Annotated in this window: 21 protein-coding genes and 1 pseudogene; 8 read left to right on the forward strand and 14 right to left on the reverse strand. The window is 61.3% G+C overall.

What is annotated here, in order from left to right; all coding sequences use genetic code 11:
- The first annotated feature begins 141 nt into the window (after positions 1 to 141).
- From metF to PS14A_RS23560, 4 genes are all read left to right on the forward strand, one after another.
- Positions 142 to 987 carry a methylenetetrahydrofolate reductase [NAD(P)H] gene (gene metF / locus PS14A_RS23545; protein ID WP_056786871.1) on the forward strand — a complete coding sequence of 282 codons (846 nt, stop codon included), beginning with the start codon at positions 142 to 144 and terminating at the stop codon, positions 985 to 987.
- 77 nt (positions 988 to 1064) lie between these two features.
- On the forward strand, positions 1065 to 2147 hold the full coding sequence (locus tag PS14A_RS23550) for a hypothetical protein (RefSeq protein WP_212617337.1): 1083 nt from the start codon (positions 1065 to 1067) through the stop codon (positions 2145 to 2147).
- An 87-nt stretch (positions 2148 to 2234) separates the two neighbouring features.
- The gene (locus PS14A_RS23555) at positions 2235 to 3047 is read left to right on the forward strand and encodes a transporter substrate-binding domain-containing protein (protein WP_212617338.1); all 813 of its coding nucleotides are present in this window, start codon (positions 2235 to 2237) and stop codon (positions 3045 to 3047) included.
- Between the two features lie 221 nt (positions 3048 to 3268).
- Positions 3269 to 5137 carry a DEAD/DEAH box helicase gene (locus PS14A_RS23560; protein ID WP_212617339.1) on the forward strand — a complete coding sequence of 623 codons (1869 nt, stop codon included), beginning with the start codon at positions 3269 to 3271 and terminating at the stop codon, positions 5135 to 5137.
- Positions 5138 to 5376: 239 nt separating this feature from the next.
- Here the strand turns inward: PS14A_RS23560 and PS14A_RS23565 are convergent, their stop codons facing one another.
- A complete protein-coding gene (locus tag PS14A_RS23565; protein WP_039757580.1) occupies positions 5377 to 5955 on the reverse strand; it encodes a YceI family protein in 579 nt (192 codons plus the stop codon).
- Between the two features lie 31 nt (positions 5956 to 5986).
- Entirely contained in the window at positions 5987 to 6538 is a 552-nt protein-coding gene (locus PS14A_RS23570; RefSeq protein ID WP_212617340.1) for a cytochrome b, read from the reverse strand.
- A gap of 286 nt (positions 6539 to 6824) precedes the next feature.
- On the opposite strand from PS14A_RS23570, the gene PS14A_RS23575 reads away from it, so the two are divergent.
- A complete protein-coding gene (locus tag PS14A_RS23575; protein WP_212617341.1) occupies positions 6825 to 7322 on the forward strand; it encodes a hypothetical protein in 498 nt (165 codons plus the stop codon).
- A gap of 363 nt (positions 7323 to 7685) precedes the next feature.
- On the opposite strand, the gene PS14A_RS23580 is transcribed toward PS14A_RS23575, so the two are convergent.
- On the reverse strand, positions 7686 to 9455 hold the full coding sequence (locus tag PS14A_RS23580; protein WP_212617342.1) for a flavin monoamine oxidase family protein: 1770 nt from the start codon (positions 9453 to 9455) through the stop codon (positions 7686 to 7688).
- A gap of 223 nt (positions 9456 to 9678) precedes the next feature.
- Between PS14A_RS23580 and PS14A_RS23585 the strand changes: the two genes are divergently transcribed.
- Positions 9679 to 11085: an adenosylmethionine--8-amino-7-oxononanoate transaminase gene (locus PS14A_RS23585; RefSeq protein ID WP_056786442.1), complete on the forward strand. Its 1407-nt coding sequence runs from the start codon at positions 9679 to 9681 to the stop codon at positions 11083 to 11085.
- A gap of 152 nt (positions 11086 to 11237) precedes the next feature.
- Positions 11238 to 11957 (forward strand): 16S rRNA (uracil(1498)-N(3))-methyltransferase, encoded by a 720-nt coding sequence (locus tag PS14A_RS23590; protein ID WP_212617343.1) that lies wholly within the window; start codon positions 11238 to 11240, stop codon positions 11955 to 11957.
- 74 nt (positions 11958 to 12031) lie between these two features.
- Here the strand turns inward: PS14A_RS23590 and PS14A_RS26860 are convergent.
- Positions 12032 to 12127 (reverse strand): annotated as a pseudogene (locus PS14A_RS26860) (metal ABC transporter ATP-binding protein); the annotation flags it as partial.
- Positions 12128 to 12132: 5 nt separating this feature from the next.
- Complete coding sequence (locus PS14A_RS23595) at positions 12133 to 12750, reverse strand: hemolysin III family protein (RefSeq protein WP_039757573.1); 618 nt, start codon at positions 12748 to 12750, stop codon at positions 12133 to 12135.
- A gap of 141 nt (positions 12751 to 12891) precedes the next feature.
- On the opposite strand from PS14A_RS23595, the gene PS14A_RS23600 reads away from it, so the two are divergent.
- Entirely contained in the window at positions 12892 to 13812 is a 921-nt protein-coding gene (locus PS14A_RS23600; RefSeq protein ID WP_056786436.1) for a LysR substrate-binding domain-containing protein, read from the forward strand.
- Positions 13813 to 14013: 201 nt separating this feature from the next.
- Here the strand turns inward: PS14A_RS23600 and madM are convergent, their stop codons facing one another.
- The 9 genes from madM to mdcA all read right to left on the reverse strand — a co-directional run bounded on the left by madM (position 14014) and on the right by mdcA (position 21227).
- Complete coding sequence (madM, locus tag PS14A_RS23605; protein ID WP_041476796.1) at positions 14014 to 14778, reverse strand: malonate transporter subunit MadM; 765 nt, start codon at positions 14776 to 14778, stop codon at positions 14014 to 14016.
- Positions 14779 to 14783: 5 nt separating this feature from the next.
- Positions 14784 to 15176, reverse strand: a complete 393-nt coding sequence (gene madL / locus PS14A_RS23610; protein WP_016772756.1) for a malonate transporter subunit MadL — start codon at positions 15174 to 15176, stop codon at positions 14784 to 14786.
- A gap of 67 nt (positions 15177 to 15243) precedes the next feature.
- Positions 15244 to 16164: a malonate decarboxylase subunit epsilon gene (mdcH, locus tag PS14A_RS23615; protein ID WP_130910573.1), complete on the reverse strand. Its 921-nt coding sequence runs from the start codon at positions 16162 to 16164 to the stop codon at positions 15244 to 15246.
- Positions 16161 to 16781 carry a malonate decarboxylase holo-ACP synthase gene (locus PS14A_RS23620; RefSeq protein WP_212617344.1) on the reverse strand — a complete coding sequence of 207 codons (621 nt, stop codon included), beginning with the start codon at positions 16779 to 16781 and terminating at the stop codon, positions 16161 to 16163. The genes mdcH and PS14A_RS23620 overlap by 4 nt, the downstream gene beginning before the upstream one ends.
- Entirely contained in the window at positions 16775 to 17560 is a 786-nt protein-coding gene (gene mdcE / locus PS14A_RS23625; RefSeq protein WP_212617345.1) for a biotin-independent malonate decarboxylase subunit gamma, read from the reverse strand. The genes PS14A_RS23620 and mdcE overlap by 7 nt, the downstream gene beginning before the upstream one ends.
- Positions 17557 to 18408, reverse strand: coding sequence for a biotin-independent malonate decarboxylase subunit beta (locus PS14A_RS23630; RefSeq protein ID WP_212617346.1), 852 nt, complete (start codon positions 18406 to 18408; stop codon positions 17557 to 17559). The genes mdcE and PS14A_RS23630 overlap by 4 nt, the downstream gene beginning before the upstream one ends.
- Positions 18401 to 18700 (reverse strand): malonate decarboxylase subunit delta, encoded by a 300-nt coding sequence (locus tag PS14A_RS23635; protein WP_039757560.1) that lies wholly within the window; start codon positions 18698 to 18700, stop codon positions 18401 to 18403. Before PS14A_RS23635 ends, PS14A_RS23630 begins: the two co-directional genes overlap by 8 nt.
- A complete protein-coding gene (locus tag PS14A_RS23640; RefSeq protein WP_133335920.1) occupies positions 18700 to 19557 on the reverse strand; it encodes a triphosphoribosyl-dephospho-CoA synthase in 858 nt (285 codons plus the stop codon). The genes PS14A_RS23635 and PS14A_RS23640 overlap by 1 nt, the downstream gene beginning before the upstream one ends.
- A complete protein-coding gene (gene mdcA, locus PS14A_RS23645; RefSeq protein ID WP_212617347.1) occupies positions 19557 to 21227 on the reverse strand; it encodes a malonate decarboxylase subunit alpha in 1671 nt (556 codons plus the stop codon). The genes PS14A_RS23640 and mdcA overlap by 1 nt, the downstream gene beginning before the upstream one ends.
- Between the last annotated feature and the right edge of the window lie 102 nt (positions 21228 to 21329).

A 21329-nucleotide genomic window follows, 5' to 3' on the forward strand; every position in this document is an offset into this window, starting at 1 on the left:
TCTCCCTGTAGGAGCGAGCTTGCTCGCGAAGGCGGCCTATCATTCAACATCCGTGTTGTCTGACCCAGCGCTTTCGCGAGCAGGCTCGCTCCCACACGGGATTGCAGCGTCTCGAAGGTACTTGTTTCCAAGGGTATGACCATGTCCCAAGACCGTCGCTACAGCTTCGAGTTTTTCCCGACCAAGACCGATGCCGGGCAAGAAAAGCTGCTTGCCACTGCCCGTCAGTTGGCCACCTACAACCCGGATTTCTTTTCCTGCACCTACGGCGCTGGCGGTTCGACCCGTGATCGCACGCTCAACACCGTGCTGCAGCTGGAAAGCGAAGTCAAAGTTCCCGCCGCTCCGCACCTGTCGTGCGTTGGTGACAGCAAGGACGACCTGCGCGGCCTGCTGAACGAATACAAGGCTGCCGGCATCAAGCGCATCGTTGCCCTGCGTGGCGACCTGCCGTCCGGCATGGGCATGACCAGCGGTGAGCTGCGTCACGCCAATGAACTGGTGGAGTTCATTCGTGAAGAAACCGCCGATCATTTCCACATCGAAGTCGCCGCTTACCCGGAGATGCATCCGCAAGCGCGCAACTACGAAGACGATCTCGCCAACTTCGTGCGCAAGGCCAAGGCCGGTGCCGACAGCGCGATCACCCAGTACTTCTTCAACGCCGACAGCTACTTCTACTTCGTCGACCGTTTGCAGGCGCTGGGCGTGGATCTGCCGATCGTGCCGGGGATCATGCCAATCACCAACTACAGCAAACTCGCGCGCTTCTCCGATGCCTGCGGTGCGGAAATTCCGCGCTGGATCCGCAAGCAATTGGAAGCCTACGGCGATGACACGCGAAGCATTCAAAGCTTTGGCGAACAAGTCGTCAGCGAAATGTGCGAACGCCTGCTGCAGGGCGGCGCACCGGGGCTGCACTTCTACTCGATGAACCAGGCCGAACCTAGCCTGGCGATCTGGAACAACCTCAAGCTGCCGCGCTGAAGGTTTTTCATGCGGTATAAAAAAAGGCCCTTACCGGGCCTTTTCAATGAAAAGCACCAAATGGAATGTTGTCGTCAATGATCTGCGCGCAAACAAAAACACGCCCTCAACTGGTCTATCTGGTTTTCGGTGCCGAGACCTACCATCAGGAAGCTGTTTTCAGCATCGCCAGTGCTCTGGCGTGGTTGCGCGAGACTCCGGATGCCGCGATCGATATCCAGGTCTTCAGCGACAATCCGCAACCCTACGAGCATCTCCCCGTACGCATTCGCCCGCTGGGCGCCGAAACGCGCCAGAAATGGAGCGAGCCCCACGGTTATCATTTCCGCATCAAACATGTCGCGTTGCGCTCGGTACTTGAAGAGCATGAAACGGCGCTGCTGATCGACACCGATACGTTTTTCCACTGCTCGCCGCTGAAACTGTTCGAGCGGGTTCAGCCCGGCACGCTGCTGTGCAACGACTATTACGCCCGCTATGGCGACAACAAGATGAGCCTGCTCTACCGCACGCTGTCGGCAACCCTGCTGGACAAAGGCCTGACTGACGATCACATGCGCCTGCTCAACTCCGGCGTCATTGGCTTGCACCGGCAGGACGCACACGTGCTCGACCGCTCCATCGCCTTGATCGATGAGCTGTTTCCGTCGGCACAGGGCGCCTACACCCTTGAAGAGTTCTGCCTGTCGGTGGCCGCCTATCGCACGGTAAACGTCAACAAGTGCCCGGATCTGATTCACCATTACTGGAGCCGCAAACATCTGTTCAGGGCCAAGGTTCAGGCCTGGGTCGCCAAACATGGCGGCAACCCGACGGGCGAAGCTGCGCTGGACGACACCCGGCGTGTGTCACCACAACTGCCTCGACCGCCGCGACTGCAGCGAATGTTCTACAAGCTCATCACGCTGCTGCTGCCGGCACATCTGCGTCAGTTCATTCGCGAAATCCTTTACGGTTGCTATGACCACCCCAACGAGTTCGATCAGGCGTGTGCACCGGTCTGGTGGGACAAGGCGCTGGAAAACCAGCAGCAACGCATCGGCAAGCCGGTCTGCAAGCACTTGCTCAGGGACTGGTTCAGTCGTGGTCTGGTCAAGCGGATTCTCGGTGCGCGCCACGCCAAGGTTCATAAACACCTGCTGAAAACCTCGAGCAAATAAGACCATGGCGGCCATTGCGCCTGGGGTCTGCGCGAAACATGCATGCCAGAGCTTCTCATCAGGCGTTTCGCGTACTAACCTCAGGCCATGCCCCTTATTGCCCAACTGCTGAGCGTTATTCTTCTGACTTGCCTGAGCGTCGGCGCCCGGGGGGAGAAGTTACGTATTGTCACCGAGCCGTGGGCACCGTACGTGTACGAACAGGGCGGGCAGAATCTCGGGCTGGACTACGAAACCACGGCCATCGTGTTCAAGCGTCTGGGCATTGAAGTGCAATGGCAATTCCTGCCGTGGAAGCGCTGCCTGTCGATGCTCGAGACCGGTCAGGCCGACGGTGCGCTGGACATCTTTCACAGCGCCGAGCGCGACGCCACCCTGCTTTACCCCAGCGAGCCGCTGTCCGACGTCGAATTCGTAATGTTCTACGCCAATGACCGGCCGCACCCTTTCACCACCCTCGAACAACTCAAAGGCCTGACCATCGGTACCTCGCCGGGCTATCTGTACAGCCCTGACTTCAGCCAGTCGCAGCTGTTTACCCGTGAGCCTGCGCCGACCCATGAAGCCAACTTCGGCAAACTGGTGCGCGGGCGTATCGATCTGCTGATTACCGATCGCCGCGTCGGCCAGCATTTGCTCGATGAATTGAACATCCGCGATCTGATCACCGAAAACCCGACGGTTATCAGCCGCCAGAGCCAGTTTCTTGCGGTTCGGCGCAATGCCGGCATGGACTTGCTGGTGCAGCGCTTTGGTGCCGAGCTCAAGCGTTTCAAGCGCGAACCGGCCTACGCCGAGCTCAGCGCACGTTACGGTGCTGCGCCGGTTGATAGCGCGTCACTGCGTGACGCCACGGTTGGCGGCAAAACCGTTGAGCAGCAGGAAAGCAGCGCGCAGTGATTGCTCTGTTATACTCCGGCGTTCCCGCCAGGCTCACGCCCGGACGCCCGGAACCGTAACAGGCCTCTCGACCCGCTACAGCGCAGCTTCCAGCCCGCGCGAGCGCTCCTGACGTGCCTTCGGAACCGCCGCTGGACCGGACGGGATTGCGTCCTCTTAAACGTGATTCGCGCCAGGCAAGACTCCCATTGGGCCAAGCCCTAACTAAAACAGGATTACTCATGTCCTTTGCTTCCCTCGGTCTCTCCGAGGCTTTAGTCCGTGCCATCGAAGATGCGGGCTATACCGAGCCTACTCCGGTGCAACAGCGGGCCATTCCCGCCGTGTTGCAAGGTCGCGACCTGATGGTGGCGGCTCAGACAGGTACCGGTAAAACCGGCGGCTTCGCCCTCCCGATTCTGGAGCGGTTGTTCCCTAACGGTCACCCGGACAAATCCCAGCGTCACGGCCCGCGCCAACCGCGCGTGCTGGTCCTGACCCCAACCCGCGAACTCGCGGCCCAGGTGCACGAGAGCTTCAAGATCTACGCCCGTGACCTGAAATTCGTCAGCGCCTGCATCTTCGGCGGCGTCGGCATGAACCCGCAGGTCCAGGCCATGTCCCGTGGCGTCGACGTCCTCGTCGCCTGCCCGGGTCGCTTGCTTGACCTCGCCGGCCAGGGCAGCGTCGATCTGTCCCACGTGGAAATTCTCGTCCTCGACGAAGCCGACCGCATGCTCGACATGGGTTTTGTCCACGACGTGAAGAAAGTCCTCGCACGTCTGCCGGCCAAGCGTCAGAACCTGCTGTTCTCGGCGACTTTCTCCAAAGACATCACCGACCTCGCCGGCAAGCTGCTGCACAATCCGGAACGCATCGAAGTGACGCCGCCGAACACCACGGTCGAGCGCATCGAACAACGCGTGTTCCGCCTGCCGGCCAGCCACAAGCGCGCACTGCTGGCGCACCTGATCACCGCCGGCGCGTGGGAACAGGTGCTGGTGTTCACCCGCACCAAGCACGGCGCCAACCGTCTCGCGGAATACCTGGACAAACACGGCCTGCCGGCGGTGGCGATCCACGGTAACAAGAGCCAGAACGCCCGCACCAAAGCCCTGGCCGACTTCAAGGCCGGTGATGTGCGCATTCTGGTTGCCACCGACATCGCCGCCCGTGGTCTGGACATCGATCAGTTGCCGCATGTGGTCAACTTCGAACTGCCGAACGTTGACGAAGATTACGTGCACCGTATCGGCCGTACTGGCCGCGCCGGTCGCTCCGGCGAGGCGATCTCGCTGGTCGCGCCGGACGAAGAGAAGCTGCTCAAAAGCATCGAGCGCATGACCAAGCAGAAGATTGCCGACGGCGATCTGATGGGCTTCGACTCCAGCACCATCGAAGCCGAGAAGCCGGAAGCCCGCGAGCGTCCGGACATCCGCAACCCGCGCAATTCCCGTGGCCCACGTGGCGACGGCCCGAATGGCGGCGGCGGTGGCGGCGGTCGCAAGGACAAGGGCAAAGACAAGGGCAAGGAAAAGCCGGCCGGTGAACGTGGCGAGCGCCCTGCCCGTCAGCAAAAACCGCGCGAAGGCACCCCGAGCCGCGACCAGCGCCCAAGCCAGCCACCGCGTGCAGCGGCTGACCGTGCCCCGGACGAATTCCTCGACGACGATGTGGATAACTTCGGTAACCGCGTTGACTACGTGCCGAAGGCTGCTCCGGCCGGCGGCCGTGGCCGTCGTCCTGGCGCTCCGGCGCAAGGCGCCGGCACTGGCGCACCACGCGGCGGTCAGCCTCAGGGTCGCCAGAACGGTCCGCGCAACAGCAACGGTTCGAGCACCGGCACGCCACCGGCCAAACGCAGCGGCCCGCGCAATGGCGCACCGCGTGACGGTCAGGGTCGTCGTGACGAATCCGCGCCGCGCAACCGCCGTCCGGCCCGTGACGATCAGCCACGCAGCGAACCGGCCGTGCAGAATCCGCGCAGCAATGGTCCGAAGATCATGCACAAGGAATCGAAAGCCGACCGCTTCCCGACGCCTGAGCAGCTCGATCAACTGCCAAGCCGCCCGCGTGGCGAGAAACCAGCCTTGCTGACCCGCAATCGCTGAGTTTCAAGCCGCAATGAAAAATGCCCCGACTCGAAAGAGCCGGGGCATTTTTTTGAGCGCTGCAAATCGCTTTGTGTAGGAGCTGCCGAAGGCTGCGATCTTTTGATCCCGATCTTGATCTTCAAAAATCAAGATCAAAAGATCGCAGCCTTCGGCAGCTCCTACAGGGGATCTGTGTTGTGGCAATAAAAAACGCCCCCGGCCTTGCGACCGGGGGCGTTTTCATGTGGCGGCGAAATTTATTTCGCTTTCACACCTTCGAACGAAACATACAGCTCGACCGCGTCGGACTTCGGACCGAGGTCTTTCTGCTTGCCGAAATCGGAACGCTTGATGGTGGTGGTGCCTTCGAAGCCGGCACGGTAGCCGCCCCATGGATCCTTGCCTTCGCCCAGGAAAGTTGCCTTGACGACAACTGGCTTGGTCACGCCCAGCAGGGTCAGGTCGCCGGTCACGTCAGCGGTATTGGCACCAGTGGACTTGACGCTGGTGGACACGAAGGTGGCCTTGCCGAATTTGCTGGCGTTGAGGAAGTCAGCGCTGGCGATGTGCTTGTCGCGTTCGGCGTGGTTGGTGAACACGCTGGCAGTGTTGACGTTGAACTCAATCTTGCTGTCTTCAGGCTTGGCAGCATCGAAGCTGAACTTGCCGTCGATGTCCTTGAAGGTACCGGTGATGTAGCTGTAGCCCAAGTGGCTGATCTTGAAGTCGACGAAGGCGTGCTGGCCTTCCTTGTCTACCACATAGTCAGCAGCCATTACGTTGGCGGACAGTACGGCCGAACCGATTGCCAGAGCGGCCAGAGTCTTTTTCAACATGCTTTCTTTTCCTTTGAGTCGAGGTTGAATTTCAGGCTTTGCGACCGAGCATTCGAGTGAGGGTCGCATCACGATCGATAAAGTGGTGCTTCAATGCTGCCAACGCATGGAGACCGGAAAAAATTACCAGTGCCCACGCCAGCCAGAGATGAATCACCCCAGCGGTATCTGCCTGATCCGGTAGTCCGGAGAGCAGAGCAGGAACTTCAAACAGGCCAAACACCGGGATCCCGACACCGTCTGCGGTGGAAATCAGGTAACCGGCAATCATCACAGCGAACAGCGCCACATACAGAAACCCGTGGCCGAATTTAGCGCCGATACGGGTCATGCGACTGTAGCTTTGCAGCGTTGGCGGCGGCGGGCTGATGAAGCGCCACAGCACTCGCAACAGCATCACCGCGAGCAGCACCAGACCGATGCTCTTGTGCAGGTCCGGCGCGTCTTTGCGCCAGGTGCTGTAGTAATCCAGCCCGACCATCCACAGACCCAGCGCAAACAGCCCGAAGACCGCCAACGCCACGACCCAATGCATGAAGATGCTGACCCAACCATAGCGCGAAGAAGAGTTACGTAGCTGCATTGCCCAAATCCTGTGAGAACTGCGAACCAAGACTAGCGAGTTATCTATCGAATTAAAGCGGAAAATTTTGCTTTGAAATATCGAGAAATACGATCAAGAGTCTGCGAGCGGGGTGTTAAGGAAGGATTAAAGGCGAATTCGCTGTGAGGTGCTTGTACAAATGACTGATGCCGCGTTTCAACGACAAAGGCACAGGACTGCGAAGCCGATAACCCTGTACCGCTGATGCGGCTTTTGAACCTGTTCGAATGATGTCTCCATTCTCATTACAGACAGGTGCAAAAACATGGCTCTGCGATATACGCCCTTTCAAGCAAGCGGTTCTTCTGTACTGCCGCCCAATCAAACGATGTCTCCCGGCCAATTCCTGCAATCCGAGAACGGTCGATTTCGTCTGATGCTGCAAAGCGACGGAAACCTCGTGCTCAAGGACGGTGAGGCGATCATCTGGATCGCCGACGCCAATCAACCTTACAGCGCAACTTTGCACCCGAAGAAGATGCGCGAGCCGCTGCAGTTCGTGATCAGCAACAGCGGCTTTCTGTATGACCCTTCCAGGCGACGGTTATGGATCGCGGAAAGCACGCACAGCGCCGACAAGGCGCTTTGGTACAACACATACATGACTGTGCAGGACGATGGAAACCTGGTGATTTACGACCAGCGCACGGGCAATCTGCGCTGGGCGCGTTTCGGTTTCATTCCCGGGCGCCTGCGCAAACCCAAGCAAAAGTGGCTGAGGAAACTGCCGAACGGGACAGAGTTCTTCAAGTGGGAGTTCTGACCGATTCAGACGGTGTGACTGGCTAGTTGTGAAGTACTGCGGGCGGTTGCAGGCACTCGGCATTGTAAGGATCTATCTGGCATTTATGCGCTAGTTCCGAACCATAACCGCCGGGAAAGAATTGCCCGTTGCTACAACCGGGAAGTGCAATCAGCAACAGTATCAGCGTGAGTGTTTTCATCAGAGAGCTCCAATTTTTCCCAGCATAAAATTGGTCGACGGGCAGCCGCTATCACCTGATTCCGAGCGTCTTGTGGGAAGCCTCCGGTACGCAGGTCAGCCATGGAACCGGTCCGCGAAGGACACAAACGCAGGGCAAAAAAAACGCGACCCGAGGGCCGCGTTTTTCACATGAACCAAGGTTTACTGCGCCTTGGTCTCGGTAGTTGCAGCAGGCTTGGCCGCTGGCTTCTTCGCCGGCTCAGCCTTCTTCGCTGCCGGTTTGGCCGCAGGCTTTTTGGTTTCGGTTTTGGCCGCGGGCTTCTTCGCCGCAGGCTTGGCCGCTGCTTTCTTCGCCGGCTCGGCTTTCACCGGGGCCGCTGGTTTCGGTGCTTCCACCGGCGCTGGCACAGGTGTCGGGGTCGGTGCAGGCGCTGGAGCAACAGGTGCTGGCGCAGGCTCGGGTGCCTTCACAGGCTCAGGCTTCTTCTCGTCATCCGAGCCGCCGAACAGGTTAGTGAAGAAGTTGCCCTTCTTCGCCGCCAAGGCGCCCGCCGCGCCTGCCGCTGCTGCAGCCGGAACCACTTTGGCCGGTTCAAAGGACTTGCCTGCCGCCAGATCTTCAACCTGGCTGGCCGCGCGCTGGCCGGTGCGCAGTGCGCCTTCCAGGGTGCCCGGGTACAAGGTGTCGGTGTGTTCGCCGGCGAACGCTACGCGTTGCAGCGGACGTTCCCACAGGCGCCAGAACTTGCTGATCTGCCCCGGGCCGTAAGCCAGGTAGGCGCCGCCCATCGACGGGTCAGTGCTGTATCGGCGGATCTCATAACCGGTGAACGAGCCACGGGCCTGTGGATAAAACGCGTGCAGACGGATCAGCACCTGATCGACCATCTGCTTGTCGCCGAACGCCTGCATCACCCGAGCGTTGTCGCCGGACAAGTTGATCACCACGTTGGCGCCACCCTTCAGCGCCGGTTCGATCCAGAGCATGCCCAGACCGGTATTGCTGTAGATCTCGCCGGACATGCGCGATTTGCTTTCCCACACTGGCGTCTTGAACTTCAGCATGATCTGGTCGCGCCAGCCGTAGTTGGTGCCTTTGATCGCTGCCAGATGCTGAGCATCCAGCGCCGGGGTCAGCGAGATCTTGTTCAGCGCGCGCAAAGGCACCGCCAGCACCACATAGTCAGCCTGATAGCCGACGCTGCCGACTTTGACGGTCACGCCGTCCTTGTCCTGGATGATGGCCGAGACCGGCGAGCTGGTCTTGATGGTCTTGATCTGTTTGACGAAGGCCTGGGCCAGCACCTGGCTGCCACCGACCAGACGCGAGGCGCGCAGGTCGCGGTCGGAGACGCCGCGATAGACGCGGTTCTGCTGAGCGAAATACAGCAGCGACAGACGCGAAGGTTCGTCGTAGTGGGTGCGGATGTCCTGGTTGATCAGCTGACGTGCAGTGGCCGGCAGGTTCTGCTTGTCGAGCCAGCTCGATACGGTGATCTGGTCCAGTGCATGCAGGGTGGCGGTCGCCGCCGGGTTCTGCGGGTCGTCGATCGAGCGCGCCAGATCGTCGAGGGTTTTCTGGTAGCGCTTGAGCGCATCGGCGGTGGCTGGCTGCTTGGTGGCCAGATCAGCGGCGGAGAAATAATCACCGTCGATCAGATAACCTGGCGTACGCACGAATTCCGGCGCCGGCGTGGTACCGAGCTTGAACGTCGACACGTACTTGTTCAGTACCGGCTGGGTCTTGTCGTTGCCGATCCACTCGCTGGTGGCCATGCCCGAGCGGCCGCCCAGACTCGGTTTGGCTTCCAGCAGGGTGACCTGCCAGCCTTTGTTCTGCAGTTCGTAAGCGGCGGTCAGACCCGACAGGCCACCGCCAATCACGATTGCGGTTTTATCCTTGGCCAGCGCCGTAACGCTGAACAGCCCCAACATCACCAGCGCACAGGCGCGCAGCCAACCGACAGACATTCAGCGAACTCCGGAATAACATGTGGGAAAAAGCAGTTTTGCGAGTCAGATGACTCAAAGAACCGCGAAGAATACGTTAGCCATCAAAACGCCGCCAGCGACGTCTATCGGCTCAGACAAAGTAGCTCAATCGACACAATGGGTTGTTCCCGCGCGATGCATTGCATAGGCTTGCGCGATTGTTCGCCCGCGCCTGACGCGAGCCGCCTCGAGGAGACTGTAAATGGGCCTGAATAACCAGTGGATGCAACGCGATCTCGCGGTGTTGTGGCATCCCTGCACCCAGATGAAAGACCACGAACAGCTGCCGCTGATCCCGATCAAGCGCGGCGAAGGCGTCTGGCTCGAAGACTTCGAAGGCAAGCGCTACCTCGACGCGGTCAGTTCCTGGTGGGTCAACGTGTTCGGCCACGCCAACCCGCGCATCAACCAGCGCATCAAGGATCAGGTCGATCAACTCGAGCACGTGATCCTTGCCGGTTTCAGCCATCAGCCGGTGATCGAGCTGTCCGAGCGTCTGGTGAAGATGACGCCGCAAGGTCTGAATCGGGTGTTCTACGCCGATAACGGTTCGTCGTGCATCGAAGTCGCGCTGAAGATGAGCTTTCACTACTGGCTCAATCGCGGCCAACCGAACAAGAAGCGCTTCGTCACCCTGACCAACAGCTACCACGGCGAAACCATGGCGGCGATGGCAGTCGGCGACGTGCCGCTGTTCACCGAGACCTACAAAGCCCTGCTGATGGACACCATCAAGGTGCCGAGCCCGGATTGCTACGGGCGCCCCGACGGCATGAGCTGGGAAGAACATTCACGCAACATGTTTGCCGCCATGGAACAGACCCTGGCAGAGAATCATGACAGCGTCGCGGCAGTCATCGTCGAGCCGCTGATTCAAGGCGCCGGCGGTATGCGCATGTATCACCCGGTGTACCTCAAGCTGTTGCGCGAGGCCTGCGACCGCTACGGCGTGCACCTGATCCACGACGAAATTGCCGTCGGCTTCGGCCGCACCGGGACGATGTTCGCCTGCGAACAGGCCGGCATCCGCCCGGACTTCCTTTGCCTGTCGAAAGCCCTGACCGGCGGCTACCTGCCGCTGGCCGCGTGCCTGACCACCGACGAGGTCTACAGCGCCTTCTACGACGACTACCCGACCCTGCGCGCCTTCCTGCATTCGCACAGCTACACCGGCAACCCGCTGGCCTGCGCTGCGGCACTGGCGACCCTGGATATCTTCGAGCAGGACAACGTCATCGAGAACAACCAGGCGCTGGCTCAGCGCATGGCCTCGGCGACCGCGCATCTGGTCGATCACCCGAACGTCTCCGAAGTGCGCCAGACCGGCATGGTCCTGGCCATCGAGATGGTCAAGGATAAAGCCACGAAAGAGGCCTACCCTTGGCAGGAGCGTCGTGGCTTGAAGGTGTTCCAGCATGCGCTGGAACGTGGTGCGTTGTTGCGGCCGCTGGGCAGCGTGGTGTATTTCCTGCCGCCGTATGTAATCACCCCGGAGCAGATCGACTTCTTGGCCGAAGTGGCCAGTGAAGGTATTGATATTGCTACGCGTGACAGCGTCAGCGTGGCGGTGCCGAAAGACTTCCATCCGGGATTCCGCGACCCGGGCTGATTCGCCTTGCTTGAGATTTGCGGTGGCTGGACTACCGCTTTCGCGAGCAGGCTCGCTCCCACAGGGGAATGCATTTCAAGTGTGGGAGCGAGCCTGCTCGCGAATGAAGTCGACACCGATCCAACTGATTCATATCTTTCCAGAGACCCGAAATGAGACTGTCCCGCTTCTTTATCGACGCCCCGCTGAGCACTGGCGAACACGAACTGCCAGAAGCCCAGGCGCATTACATCAGCCGCGTACTGCGCATGGCCGAAGGCGATGCGGTGCAGTTGTTCGACGGTTCCGGCCATGAATTTCGCGGGTCCTTGCTGGACGTCGGCAAGAAACGCGTGGTCGTGCAGCTCGACGAGCAATTCGCCGGGCAAGTCGAATCGCCGCTGCGGATCCACCTTGGCCAAGGCCTGTCCCGAGGCGAGCGCATGGACTGGGCGATTCAGAAAGCCACTGAACTGGGCGTGACGCAAATCACGCCGATCTTCAGCGAACGCTGCGAAGTGCGCCTCAAGGATGAACGCGCCGACAAGCGCTTGCTACATTGGCGCCAAGTGGCGATCAGCGCCTGCGAACAGTGCGGGCGTTCACGGGTGCCGGTGATTCATCCGCCGGTGTTGCTGGCAGACTGGCTCAAGCAGACCGAAGCCGAATTGAAACTGGTGCTGCACCCGGTCGCAGAACCGCTGGTGAGTCATGCCAAACCGGAGACGCTGGCGTTCCTGATCGGGCCGGAAGGTGGCCTGACGGACGGCGAAGTCGAGCAGGCCAAAGGCAATGGCTTCCACGCCGCCCGCCTCGGCCCACGGGTGCTGCGCACCGAGACCGCGCCGGTGGTGGCGTTGGCGGTGGCCCAGCAACTGTGGGGGGACTTCTAAGGCCCCTTCGCGAGCAGGCTCGCTCCCACATTGGATCTAGGGTGTTCACAACACCAGAGTTCACTGAAGATTTATTGTGGGAGCGAGCTTGCTCGCGAATGCGGTGTGTCATTCAGCAGAAATGTTGATTGACCTGACGCCTTCGCGAGCAGGCTCGCTCCCACAGGGATTGCATTTACAGGACGTAAAACAGAATCGCGACAAAATGCAGCAAACTCCCGGCAATCACGAACAGATGCCAGATGCCATGGGCATGCCGCAGGCGGTGATCGAGGGCGAAAAAGATAATCCCCACCGTATATAGCACGCCGCCCGACGCCAGCCAGGCAAACCCCGCCGTGCCCAGCGCGGCAATCAGCGGCTTGACCGCGACCAGCACGATCCAGCCCATCACCGCATAAATCACGATCGACAGAATCCGTGCCTCGGAGCGCGGTTTGATCTCTTGCAGGATGCCGATCAGCGCCAGCCCCCAGACAATCCCGAACAGCGTCCAGCCCCACGGCCCGCGTAACGTCACCAGGCAGAACGGCGTGTAGCTGCCGGCGATCAGCAGGTAGATCGAAAAGTGATCGACCTTCTTCATGATCGCTTTCTTGCGCCCGCGCACGCTGTGGTACACGGTCGAAGCGCTGTAGAGCACCAGCAAGGTGAAGGCGTAGATCGCCACGCTGACAATCTTCCATGGACTGCCGTCGAGGCTGGCAATCACCAGCATCCACACGCCGCCGATAAACGCGGCGATGGCTCCGACCAGATGGGTCCAGGCGTTGAGTTTTTCCCCGTGATACATGTGTCGCATACCTCGTAGTCACAACCGCAAGCGCGCAAGGCTCGGGCCTTGAGCGTAAAAGCGCAATGTTTCTGTTCAACCTCGCCTGCGCGGCACGCGGGAATTGGGCACAATCGGCCGATACCAAAAAGAGTCCGCGCCATGCTGATCGACGAAGAATTGACCCTGAAAAAACTCGAGGTGTTCCTCGCCTTCATGCGCACCGGCAACCTCGCCCGCGCCGCCGCCGAATTGCAGACCAGCAACGTCAGCGTGCACCGCGCCATTCACTCTTTGGAAAACGCCCTGCGCTGCCCGCTGTTCAAACACGAAGGGCGCAATCTGACGCCACTGGAAAGCGCCTATGTGCTGGAAGAACGTGCGCAGAAGCTGATCAACGACGTCGTCGACAGCGTGCGCCTGACCCGCGAAGCCGCCGGGTTCTCCGCCGAGCGTTTCAAGCTCGGCTCGTTGTATTCGCTGACGGTGAAGACCGTGCCGCAGCTGATCATGGGCCTGAAGATCCGCCGCAGCGAACTCAACATCGACCTGATCCTCGGCTCGAACATCGACCTGCTCTACAAGCTGAAAAACATGGAAGTCGACGCGATTCTGGTGTCGCTGGACGACAGCATCAACGATCCGGACTGCGAACAGATTGCGCTGTTTTCCGACGACATCTTCCTCGCCACCCCGGCGGATTCAAAATTCGCTCAGCGCAGTGAAGTCGATCTGGCGGAAGTGCGTGATGAAACCTTCATCACCCTGACCCAGGGCTTCGCCACGCATCAGGACGGTGTGCGGGTATTCAAGCAAGCGGGATTCGAGCCGAAGGTGGCGATGCAGGTCAATGACATCTTCACTTTGCTGAGCATGGTCAGCTCAGGGGTGGGCTACGCCTTGTTGCCGGGGCGGATTGCGGCGGTGTACGAGAACCGGGTGAAGCTCATCCCGTTGCAGGAGAAGTACCGCTTGCAGCAGCACATTGGCGTGGTGTTTCTCAAGGCCAAGGAGCGCGATCCGAATCTGCTGGCGTTGCTGGCGGAGTGTCGGATGTATGCCAATCGGCAGGCTGGGGTTTAGATCAAGATCAAAAATCAAGAGCTACCCCCTCACCCCTGCCCTCTCCCCCAAGGGGGCGAGGGGGAAGGGAGCAGATCGGGGAATGTTCAAAACTTGAGTTCGACTCGATATCTCAGGTCGGCGTATCTCGAACATCCAACGCGGTCAGTCCCCTCTCCCTCCGGGAGAGGGCTAGGGTGAGGGGCTTTTGGGGGTGACTAGCTAGCCCATCAACCCGCGCATCGCCAGAAACAACAGCGAAGGCCCCAGCAGACACCCAAGCGCGGTGTAGAACGCCGCCGTCAGGCAACCATATGGCACCAGCTTCGGATCGGTGGCCGCCAGGCCTCCGGCAACGCCGCTGGAGGTGCCCATCAAACCACCGAAAATCACCGCGCTGCGCGGGTTGTTCAGGCCGATCATCGGTGCCACGAACGGTGTCATCACCATCACCAGAATCGCCTTGATCAGCCCCGCCGCAATCGACAGCGCCATCACCTCGGAACTGGCACCAATCGCCGCGCCGGTCACCGGGCCGACAATGTAAGTCACGGCACCGGCGCCAATGGTGGTCAGGCTCACCGCATCGGTGTAGCCGAACGCCATCGCCACGCCGACTCCGGCGACGAACGAGGTGCCAACGCCGACAAACAGCGCCAACACACCGACGAATCCGGCGCGTTTGAGCTCATCGACACTCACGCCAAACGCCGTCGCCACAATCGCGAAATCCCGCAGCATCGCACCGCCGAGCAGGCCGATGCCGGACAGCAGGGGAATATCCACCACGCCTTTTTGCCCACCGGTGAGTGCGCCGCCGATATACGACAGCACCAGCCCGAGCAGAATCGCAATCGCCGAACCGTGCAGACGGCCCTTGGTGAAGGTGTTGGACATCCAGTAGGACACCCACATGGTCAGGCCGACAATCAAAAAGCCGCTGATCAGACCGTAGCCGGTGATCACTTTCATCATCGATTCGTACATGGCGATTACCCCGCAGTCTTGGCAGGAGCGATCGGTGTCTCTTGCTTGTTGCCCATGCGTGTCAGCACCGGCACCAAGGCAAAAGCGATCACTACGGCGAGGGTGCCGGCAAGAATCGCCATCGGCCCGCCTTTCAGCGCACCGTAGACATTCTGCTGCGCGGCCATGGCGACCACGATGGGAATGTAGATCGCGCTCCAGAACTCCACGCCCTGCTCGGTCTTGCCCTTGAGCCAGCCGCTCTTGTAGAGATAGCTGCCCAGGCCGATCAACAGCAGCATCGCAATGCCGACACCGCCGACGTTGGCCGGCACGCCGATCAGCTTGCCGAGCAGTTCACCGACCCAGATACCGACCAGCGTGCAAAAGGCGAGAAACGCCACACCGTAAATAATCATTGTTGTAGTCCTCAAAGTGCATCGTCGAATGTTGTTTTTGTTGTTCGAAGCTTGAGTCGCGGCGGTTTTAGAGTTGGCGGCCACCCTCCTCGCGCAACAGCGCTTGCAGGGTATCGAGGCGGGCACTGTCGAAGGCAGTGACGGTGCCCTGCTCGAACACCCGGCGCGCCAGCCCGGTCAGCACCGCACCGGGCGGCAGTTCGATCTGTAGACGCACGCCGCGCTCGTAGGCGCTTTGCACGGTGCCGCGCCAATCCACCACGCGGCACATGTTGAAAGCGAGGTCATCGCGCAGCGCTTCGACTTTGCTCACAGGCCGCGCGCGACTGCCGCTCAGATAAGCGATTTTCGGGTTCTTCAGTTCAACCTTGGCGAAGGCCTCGGCAAGCGCCTGCGCCGGTTTTTCCAGCAATGGGCAATGCGACGGCACGCTCACCGCCAGCCGCTTCGCCACTCCGGCGCCGCGACTGCGCGCCAGTTCGGCCACCGCGTGCATGGCCTTGTCGCTGCCGGCGATGACCACTTGGTTATCCGCGTTGATATTGGCCAGGTACACCGGCGCATCTTCGCTGTGCACTTGCGCCAGCAGGGTTTCGACGGTGGACAACTGCAAGCCGATGATCGCGGTCATGCCGTAGCCCTGTGGATAAGCCTGCTGCATCAGCTCACCGCGCAGGCTGACCAGATGCAGCGCATCGCTGAAACTCAAGGCTCCCGCCACCACTGCTGCCGGGTATGCGCCGATGGACAGGCCGGCGACGTAATCCGCGCTCAGTTCATCCTGCAATAACTGCCGCGAAGCAGCGACACCGGCGATCAGCAGGCACAGCTGCACCGCTCGTGTCGTGCGCAATGCCTCGGCTGAATCAAGCTGCAAAACATCCTCGCCGAGTACATCACTGGCCTCGGCCAGCGTTTCCCTTGGCAAACGCTGGAGCATGCCCGCTTGCTGCGCGCCCTGGCCGGGAAACACCAACAGGCTGCTCACGCTGCCTGCTCCTGCGGGTGCCACGGATTCGTCACCAGTGCAGCCTGATGCGCATTTTTCAGCAGCACTCGGGCCGAACCGCTGGCCCATTCCCGCAAGGCCACAGCGCCGAATGGGGTCTGCAATTGCATGTCGACCCGGCACACAGCCTGATCGAAAAGCTCCACGAGTTTGCAGGCCTGATTGCGCGTGATCATCTGCGGCGCACGCAGAATCAGATCGAGATCACTGCCCGCGTGCATCGCTGCAAAACCACTGGCCAATTCAAACCCGACACTGCCGCTGACACCCCAGACCCAACCGCAGTCATCGAGCATCGGCCGCAGTTGTTGGAGCCCCTGCATCACCGGCAGATCTCGCTCACACTCAACATGACAGAGGGCCTCCGGACTGACCCGACAAGCAATCGAATCGAGCGGCATAAACGCCGCCAGCCGCTGCTCGCGCAACACACCACGAACGCCGACCGCGACCAGACCTTCCTCGCTCAAGGCCCGGCGCACCACCACCGGTTGCCCGGCCGCCAGCGCGGCGATCGCCCACGCCGGCGCATACGCCGGCAACTGCGCTGGGGTCATGCCCCAGAGCAGATCGTGGGCCATGGGCAGGTTCACCACTGCGCCCTCAGCAATTCGCGTACTTTGCTGGAGGCGGCACGATTGCTCGCACCAAGGCGCCCTTTCAAATCAGTGCTGCTCACATCGTTGATCGCCTGCTTCAGGCACTCGCTCACCCGCGCCAGATCTTCCTGTGTCGGCTGCTCAATCTGCTGCACCGAGAGGGTTTCCCAGAGCAGGCCGAGGCTGGCGTAGCTGTCGATGTCGTAGGCCATCGGCGGCACGCTCGACGCCAGCGCCTCCAGCTCCTCGACACTGCGCAGGGTGACCCGCGCCGCCGAGGCTTTGCCCATTGCGTGTACCATCACGCCGGGATCGCGCAGCGCGATCAGGCGATTGGCCTGATAACCGTGGGCGAGAAATGCACCCGACATGGCCTTGCCCACCAGCAGCGCAATCACCGGATGCCCGGCCAGACGCGCACGGGCATAACTGTCCGCCGCGCCGGCCAGGGCCTGATGAATGCCGAGGGCTTCTTCGCGGCGGCCATACGCCTGGCTCGGCACATCGACGATGGCGATGATCGGGCGCTTCTGGGCGCTGTCGCGGTCGGCACTGATCGCGTCATCCACAGCCTTGGCCAGCCCCCAGCCTTCGAGCAGACCGACTTCGCCGTTTCTGGCGCGAGGGAAACGATTGTCCGGGTCGGCGACCACAGCAATGAATCGCCCCAGTTCACCGTCAGCAACTTTCAACGACGGCGGCAGGCCTTCGACGCTTTTAGCGCCAGCACTCAAGGCGTTGAACCAGTGCAAACCGCGCAGAGAATAGCCACTCATGAGCGCTCTCCTTGATACAGACCGCGAACCACTGAGGGTTCGATTTGCTGGTCATTGTTCAGACTGCCCAGACGCTGCAGGAACCATTCGGCGCTTTGGCTGCGCGGCTGAGCCGGCAGGCCTTGCTGGAGCAATTCACCAACCTGCTGACGAATCTGCGCTACATCATCGGCGACATAACGATCCACCAGACCACTGTGGAAACGCTGTTCGCCGCCGGTCAGGCTCCAGATGAAGGGCCGGTCGCGGGAGTCGTATTCCTCAATCCCGGCTTCCTGCTCGATTACCTGCGGGCCGTTCAGACCAAGACGTGCTTCCTGGGTCACCAGCAAATAACTGCACAGCGCAGCGGCGATCGACATGCCGCCGAAGCAACCGACGCTGCCGGCGACCACGCCGACCACCGGTTGGTATTGCTGCAAATCGACAATCGCCGCGTGAATATCGGCAATCGCCGCCAGACCGAGATTGGCTTCCTGCAAGCGCACGCCACCGGTTTCCAGCAGCAACACGGCGCGGGTGGGGATGCCGTTGCGGTTGTCTTCGGCGGCCAGTTCCAGCGCACCGGCAATCTTCGCCCCGCCGACTTCACCGAGGCTGCCGCCCTGAAACGCGCCTTCAATCGCCGCGATGACCACCGGCAAACCGTCGAGGCGGCCCTTGGCGATGATCACGCCGTCGTCGGCTTGCGGCACTACGCCCTGGCGCTCAAGCCATGGCGACATGACCCGTTGAAACGGATCGAGCAGTTCGCGGAAGGTCCCGGCGTCGAGCAAGGCTTTCGCCCGCTGCCGTGCGCCAAGTTCGACGAAGCTGTGTTTGTTGAGCAACGCTGCGCTGTCAGTCATGGCCGATCTCCTCGAAACCCTGTTCCAGACGCAAGCGCACCACCCCCGGCGTCGCGCCGAAATCGTGGATATCGATGGCCATCGCCGGTGGCGTGGTGCCGTCGAACATCCGCGCGAACAGGTGCTGCCAGCGCTGCTGCGCGCCGTTGACCGAGGTCTGCACGTTGATCGTCAGTTTGCCGGCCAGACCCGGTTCGATCAGCACTTCCAGATCACCCGAACCGACACAACCGACCAGCGCACGCCCGCGTGGCGGCTGCCCGGCGGGGAATTCAAACGATAGGTTTTCCATCAAAACGCTCCCTGAGAGATGCCGTCGCGCTCGATACGATCGAGCAGCAATGTGGCGGCGAGCAGGTCGGCGGCGCCACCGGGCGAGGCATTCAATGCGATGAGTTGTTGATCCAGTTCGTGCAGGCGGCGACGACCGCTGAGGCTGGCGCTGCCACCGGCATCGAGCACCGCTTGTGCGCCAGCCTGCATGGCCTGCAGACCGGGCTCGCCGGCGCGGTAAAGCACGCAGGTGTCGGCCAGCTCGGTCATGATCGCCAGCAACGCATCGAGCCGGGCGTTCTGTTCGCCGTGGCCGTTGGCGCGACTTTTGTGCAGTTGCGGCAAGCCGCGTTGCAGCACGGACGGGAAGCCGAGTTGCGCTTCTTCCCGAGCGCCACGTGCGCCGTAACGCTGGGCGACCTGTGCGCCATGGCTGAGCGGCGTCGGTGCGTAGCGGTCGTCGAGCAGTGCCAGGCGGGCTGCGCACAGGGCGATGGATTTCGGTTGCAGCGCGGCGGCTGTCACCAACAGTCCCAACGCCCAGATCGCGCCGCGATGGGTGTTGACGCCGTTGGTGGTCACGAGCATCGCTTGCTCGCCCTCGCGGCCGATGCGGCCGATCGCTTCGCGCAACGGCACACCGACTTCACCGATCTCCAGTGCGGCCTCGGCCATTTCCTTGAATGCCGGCCACAATGCCAGCGCCGACGCGTGCATCAGGCCCAGGTGCAGATCGGTGTGCGCGCCATTGCCACGACGGTCGACCAGCGCCGGTTTCGGCGACAGATCGGCTTCGTCGATCAACGCGTCCACTGCCAGATCGGCCAAGCGGTCAGCCAGGGACAGCGGTTTCGCTTGCAGGTTGAATGCGTGCATTACCAGCTCCTGAATTTGGCGGGCGGGTTGTACAGGCCGCCGGACCACTCGACCAGATCGGCGACGCTTTTCGCCGCGAGCAATTCGCGCGTGGCGTCGGTGCGGCGGATGCCGAGGTCTTCGGGCAAGGCGATCAGGCCTTCGCGGCGCATGCGTTCGGTGTCTTTCGGGTTGTGCCGCAGGCCGATGGCGGTAACCCCGGCGACTGCGGCGATCATCGCCTGGCGCTCTTCCAGCGAGCGCGCCTTGTACAGGTAGGCGATGCCTTCTTCGGTGAGCAGGTGGGTAACGTCGTCGCCGTAGATCATGATCGGCGCCAGCGGCATGCCGCTTTTCTTCGCCACCTCCACCGCGTCGAGGGTTTCGACGAAGGTCGGTTTGCCGCCCTCCTGGAAGGTCTCGACCATTTGCACCACGAGTTTCTTGCCGCGTTCGAGCATCGGTTGCGGCCCATCGGCGTGGCGCATGTCCAGCCACGCCGGGGTGCCGTGACGCCGGCCGCGCGGATCGTGACCCATGTTTGGCGCACCACCGAAACCGGCCAGACGGCCTCGGGTGACGGTCGAGGAATGGCCGTCGCCATCAACTTGCAGCGTCGCGCCGATGAACAGGTCCACCGCGTATTGCCCGGCGAGTTGGCAGACCATGCGGTTGGAGCGCAGCGAGCCGTCGCGGCCAGTGAAGAACACATCCGGCCGAGCGGCGATGTAGTTTTCCATGCCCAGTTCGGTACCGAAGCAATGCACGCTCTCGACCCAGCCGCTTTCAATCGCCGGGATCAGCGTCGGGTGCGGGTTGAGCGTCCAGTTGCGGCAGATCTTGCCTTTCAGGCCAAGGGATTCGCCGTAGGTCGGCAGGATCAGTTCGATGGCGGCAGTGTTGAAACCAATGCCGTGGTTGAGCGACTGCACGTTGTGTTTTTCGTAGATGCCGCGAATCGCCATCATCGCCATCAACACGTGCACAGGCTTGATGTGGCGTGGGTCGCGGGTGAACAGCGGTTCGATGTAGAACGGCTTGTCGGCGACCACGACGAAATCGACCCATGAAGCGGGAATGTCCACGCGGGGCAGTTCGCTGACGTCATCGACCAATTGGTTGACCTGAACGATAACGATGCCATCGCTGAACGCCGCCGGTTCGATCAGTGCGGGAGTGTCTTCGGTGCTCGGGCCGGTGTAGATATTGCCGGCGCGGTCGGCCATGAAACCGGCCGAGAGCACAACGTTGGGGATCAGGTCCACGACGAGGCGGGCGTAGAGTTCGATGTAGGTATGAATGGCGCCGACTTCGAGCAAGCCATCTTCGAGCAACTGGCTGATGCGCAGGCTCTGGGTGCCGGCGAAGGAGAAATCGAGCTTGCGGGCGATGCCGCGTTCGAACAGATCAAGGTGCTCGGAGCGGCCGACGCTGGGCATGATCATGTGCAGATCGTGGAGCTTGCCCGGGTCAGCCTTGGCCAGTGAACGCGAGAGGAAATCCGCCTGCTTCTGGTTGTTGCCCTCCAGCACCACACGGTCGCCGGGATGGATCAGCGCTTCGAGCGCGGCGACGATTTTGTCGCTGGGCAACACCACGCCATCGGCCAGCCCGCGCACCTTGTCGAGCCGGCGCTGCTTCTCGTCACGCCGCCGCGTCCAGCGCGAGTCGGGGGAAATTGTTGTTGTCATGCTCACTCCACGGGTTCGCTGTCGTGGAGCCAAGTTAGGCTTGTGTGATGAGGGCATCAATCAAGCTGGGTGGTGAATCATTACGCTGAGCGTAACGTTCAA

It is taken from the genome of Pseudomonas sp. 14A, assembly GCF_018132745.1.
In the GTDB taxonomy this organism is placed as follows: domain Bacteria; phylum Pseudomonadota; class Gammaproteobacteria; order Pseudomonadales; family Pseudomonadaceae; genus Aquipseudomonas; species Aquipseudomonas mercuritolerans.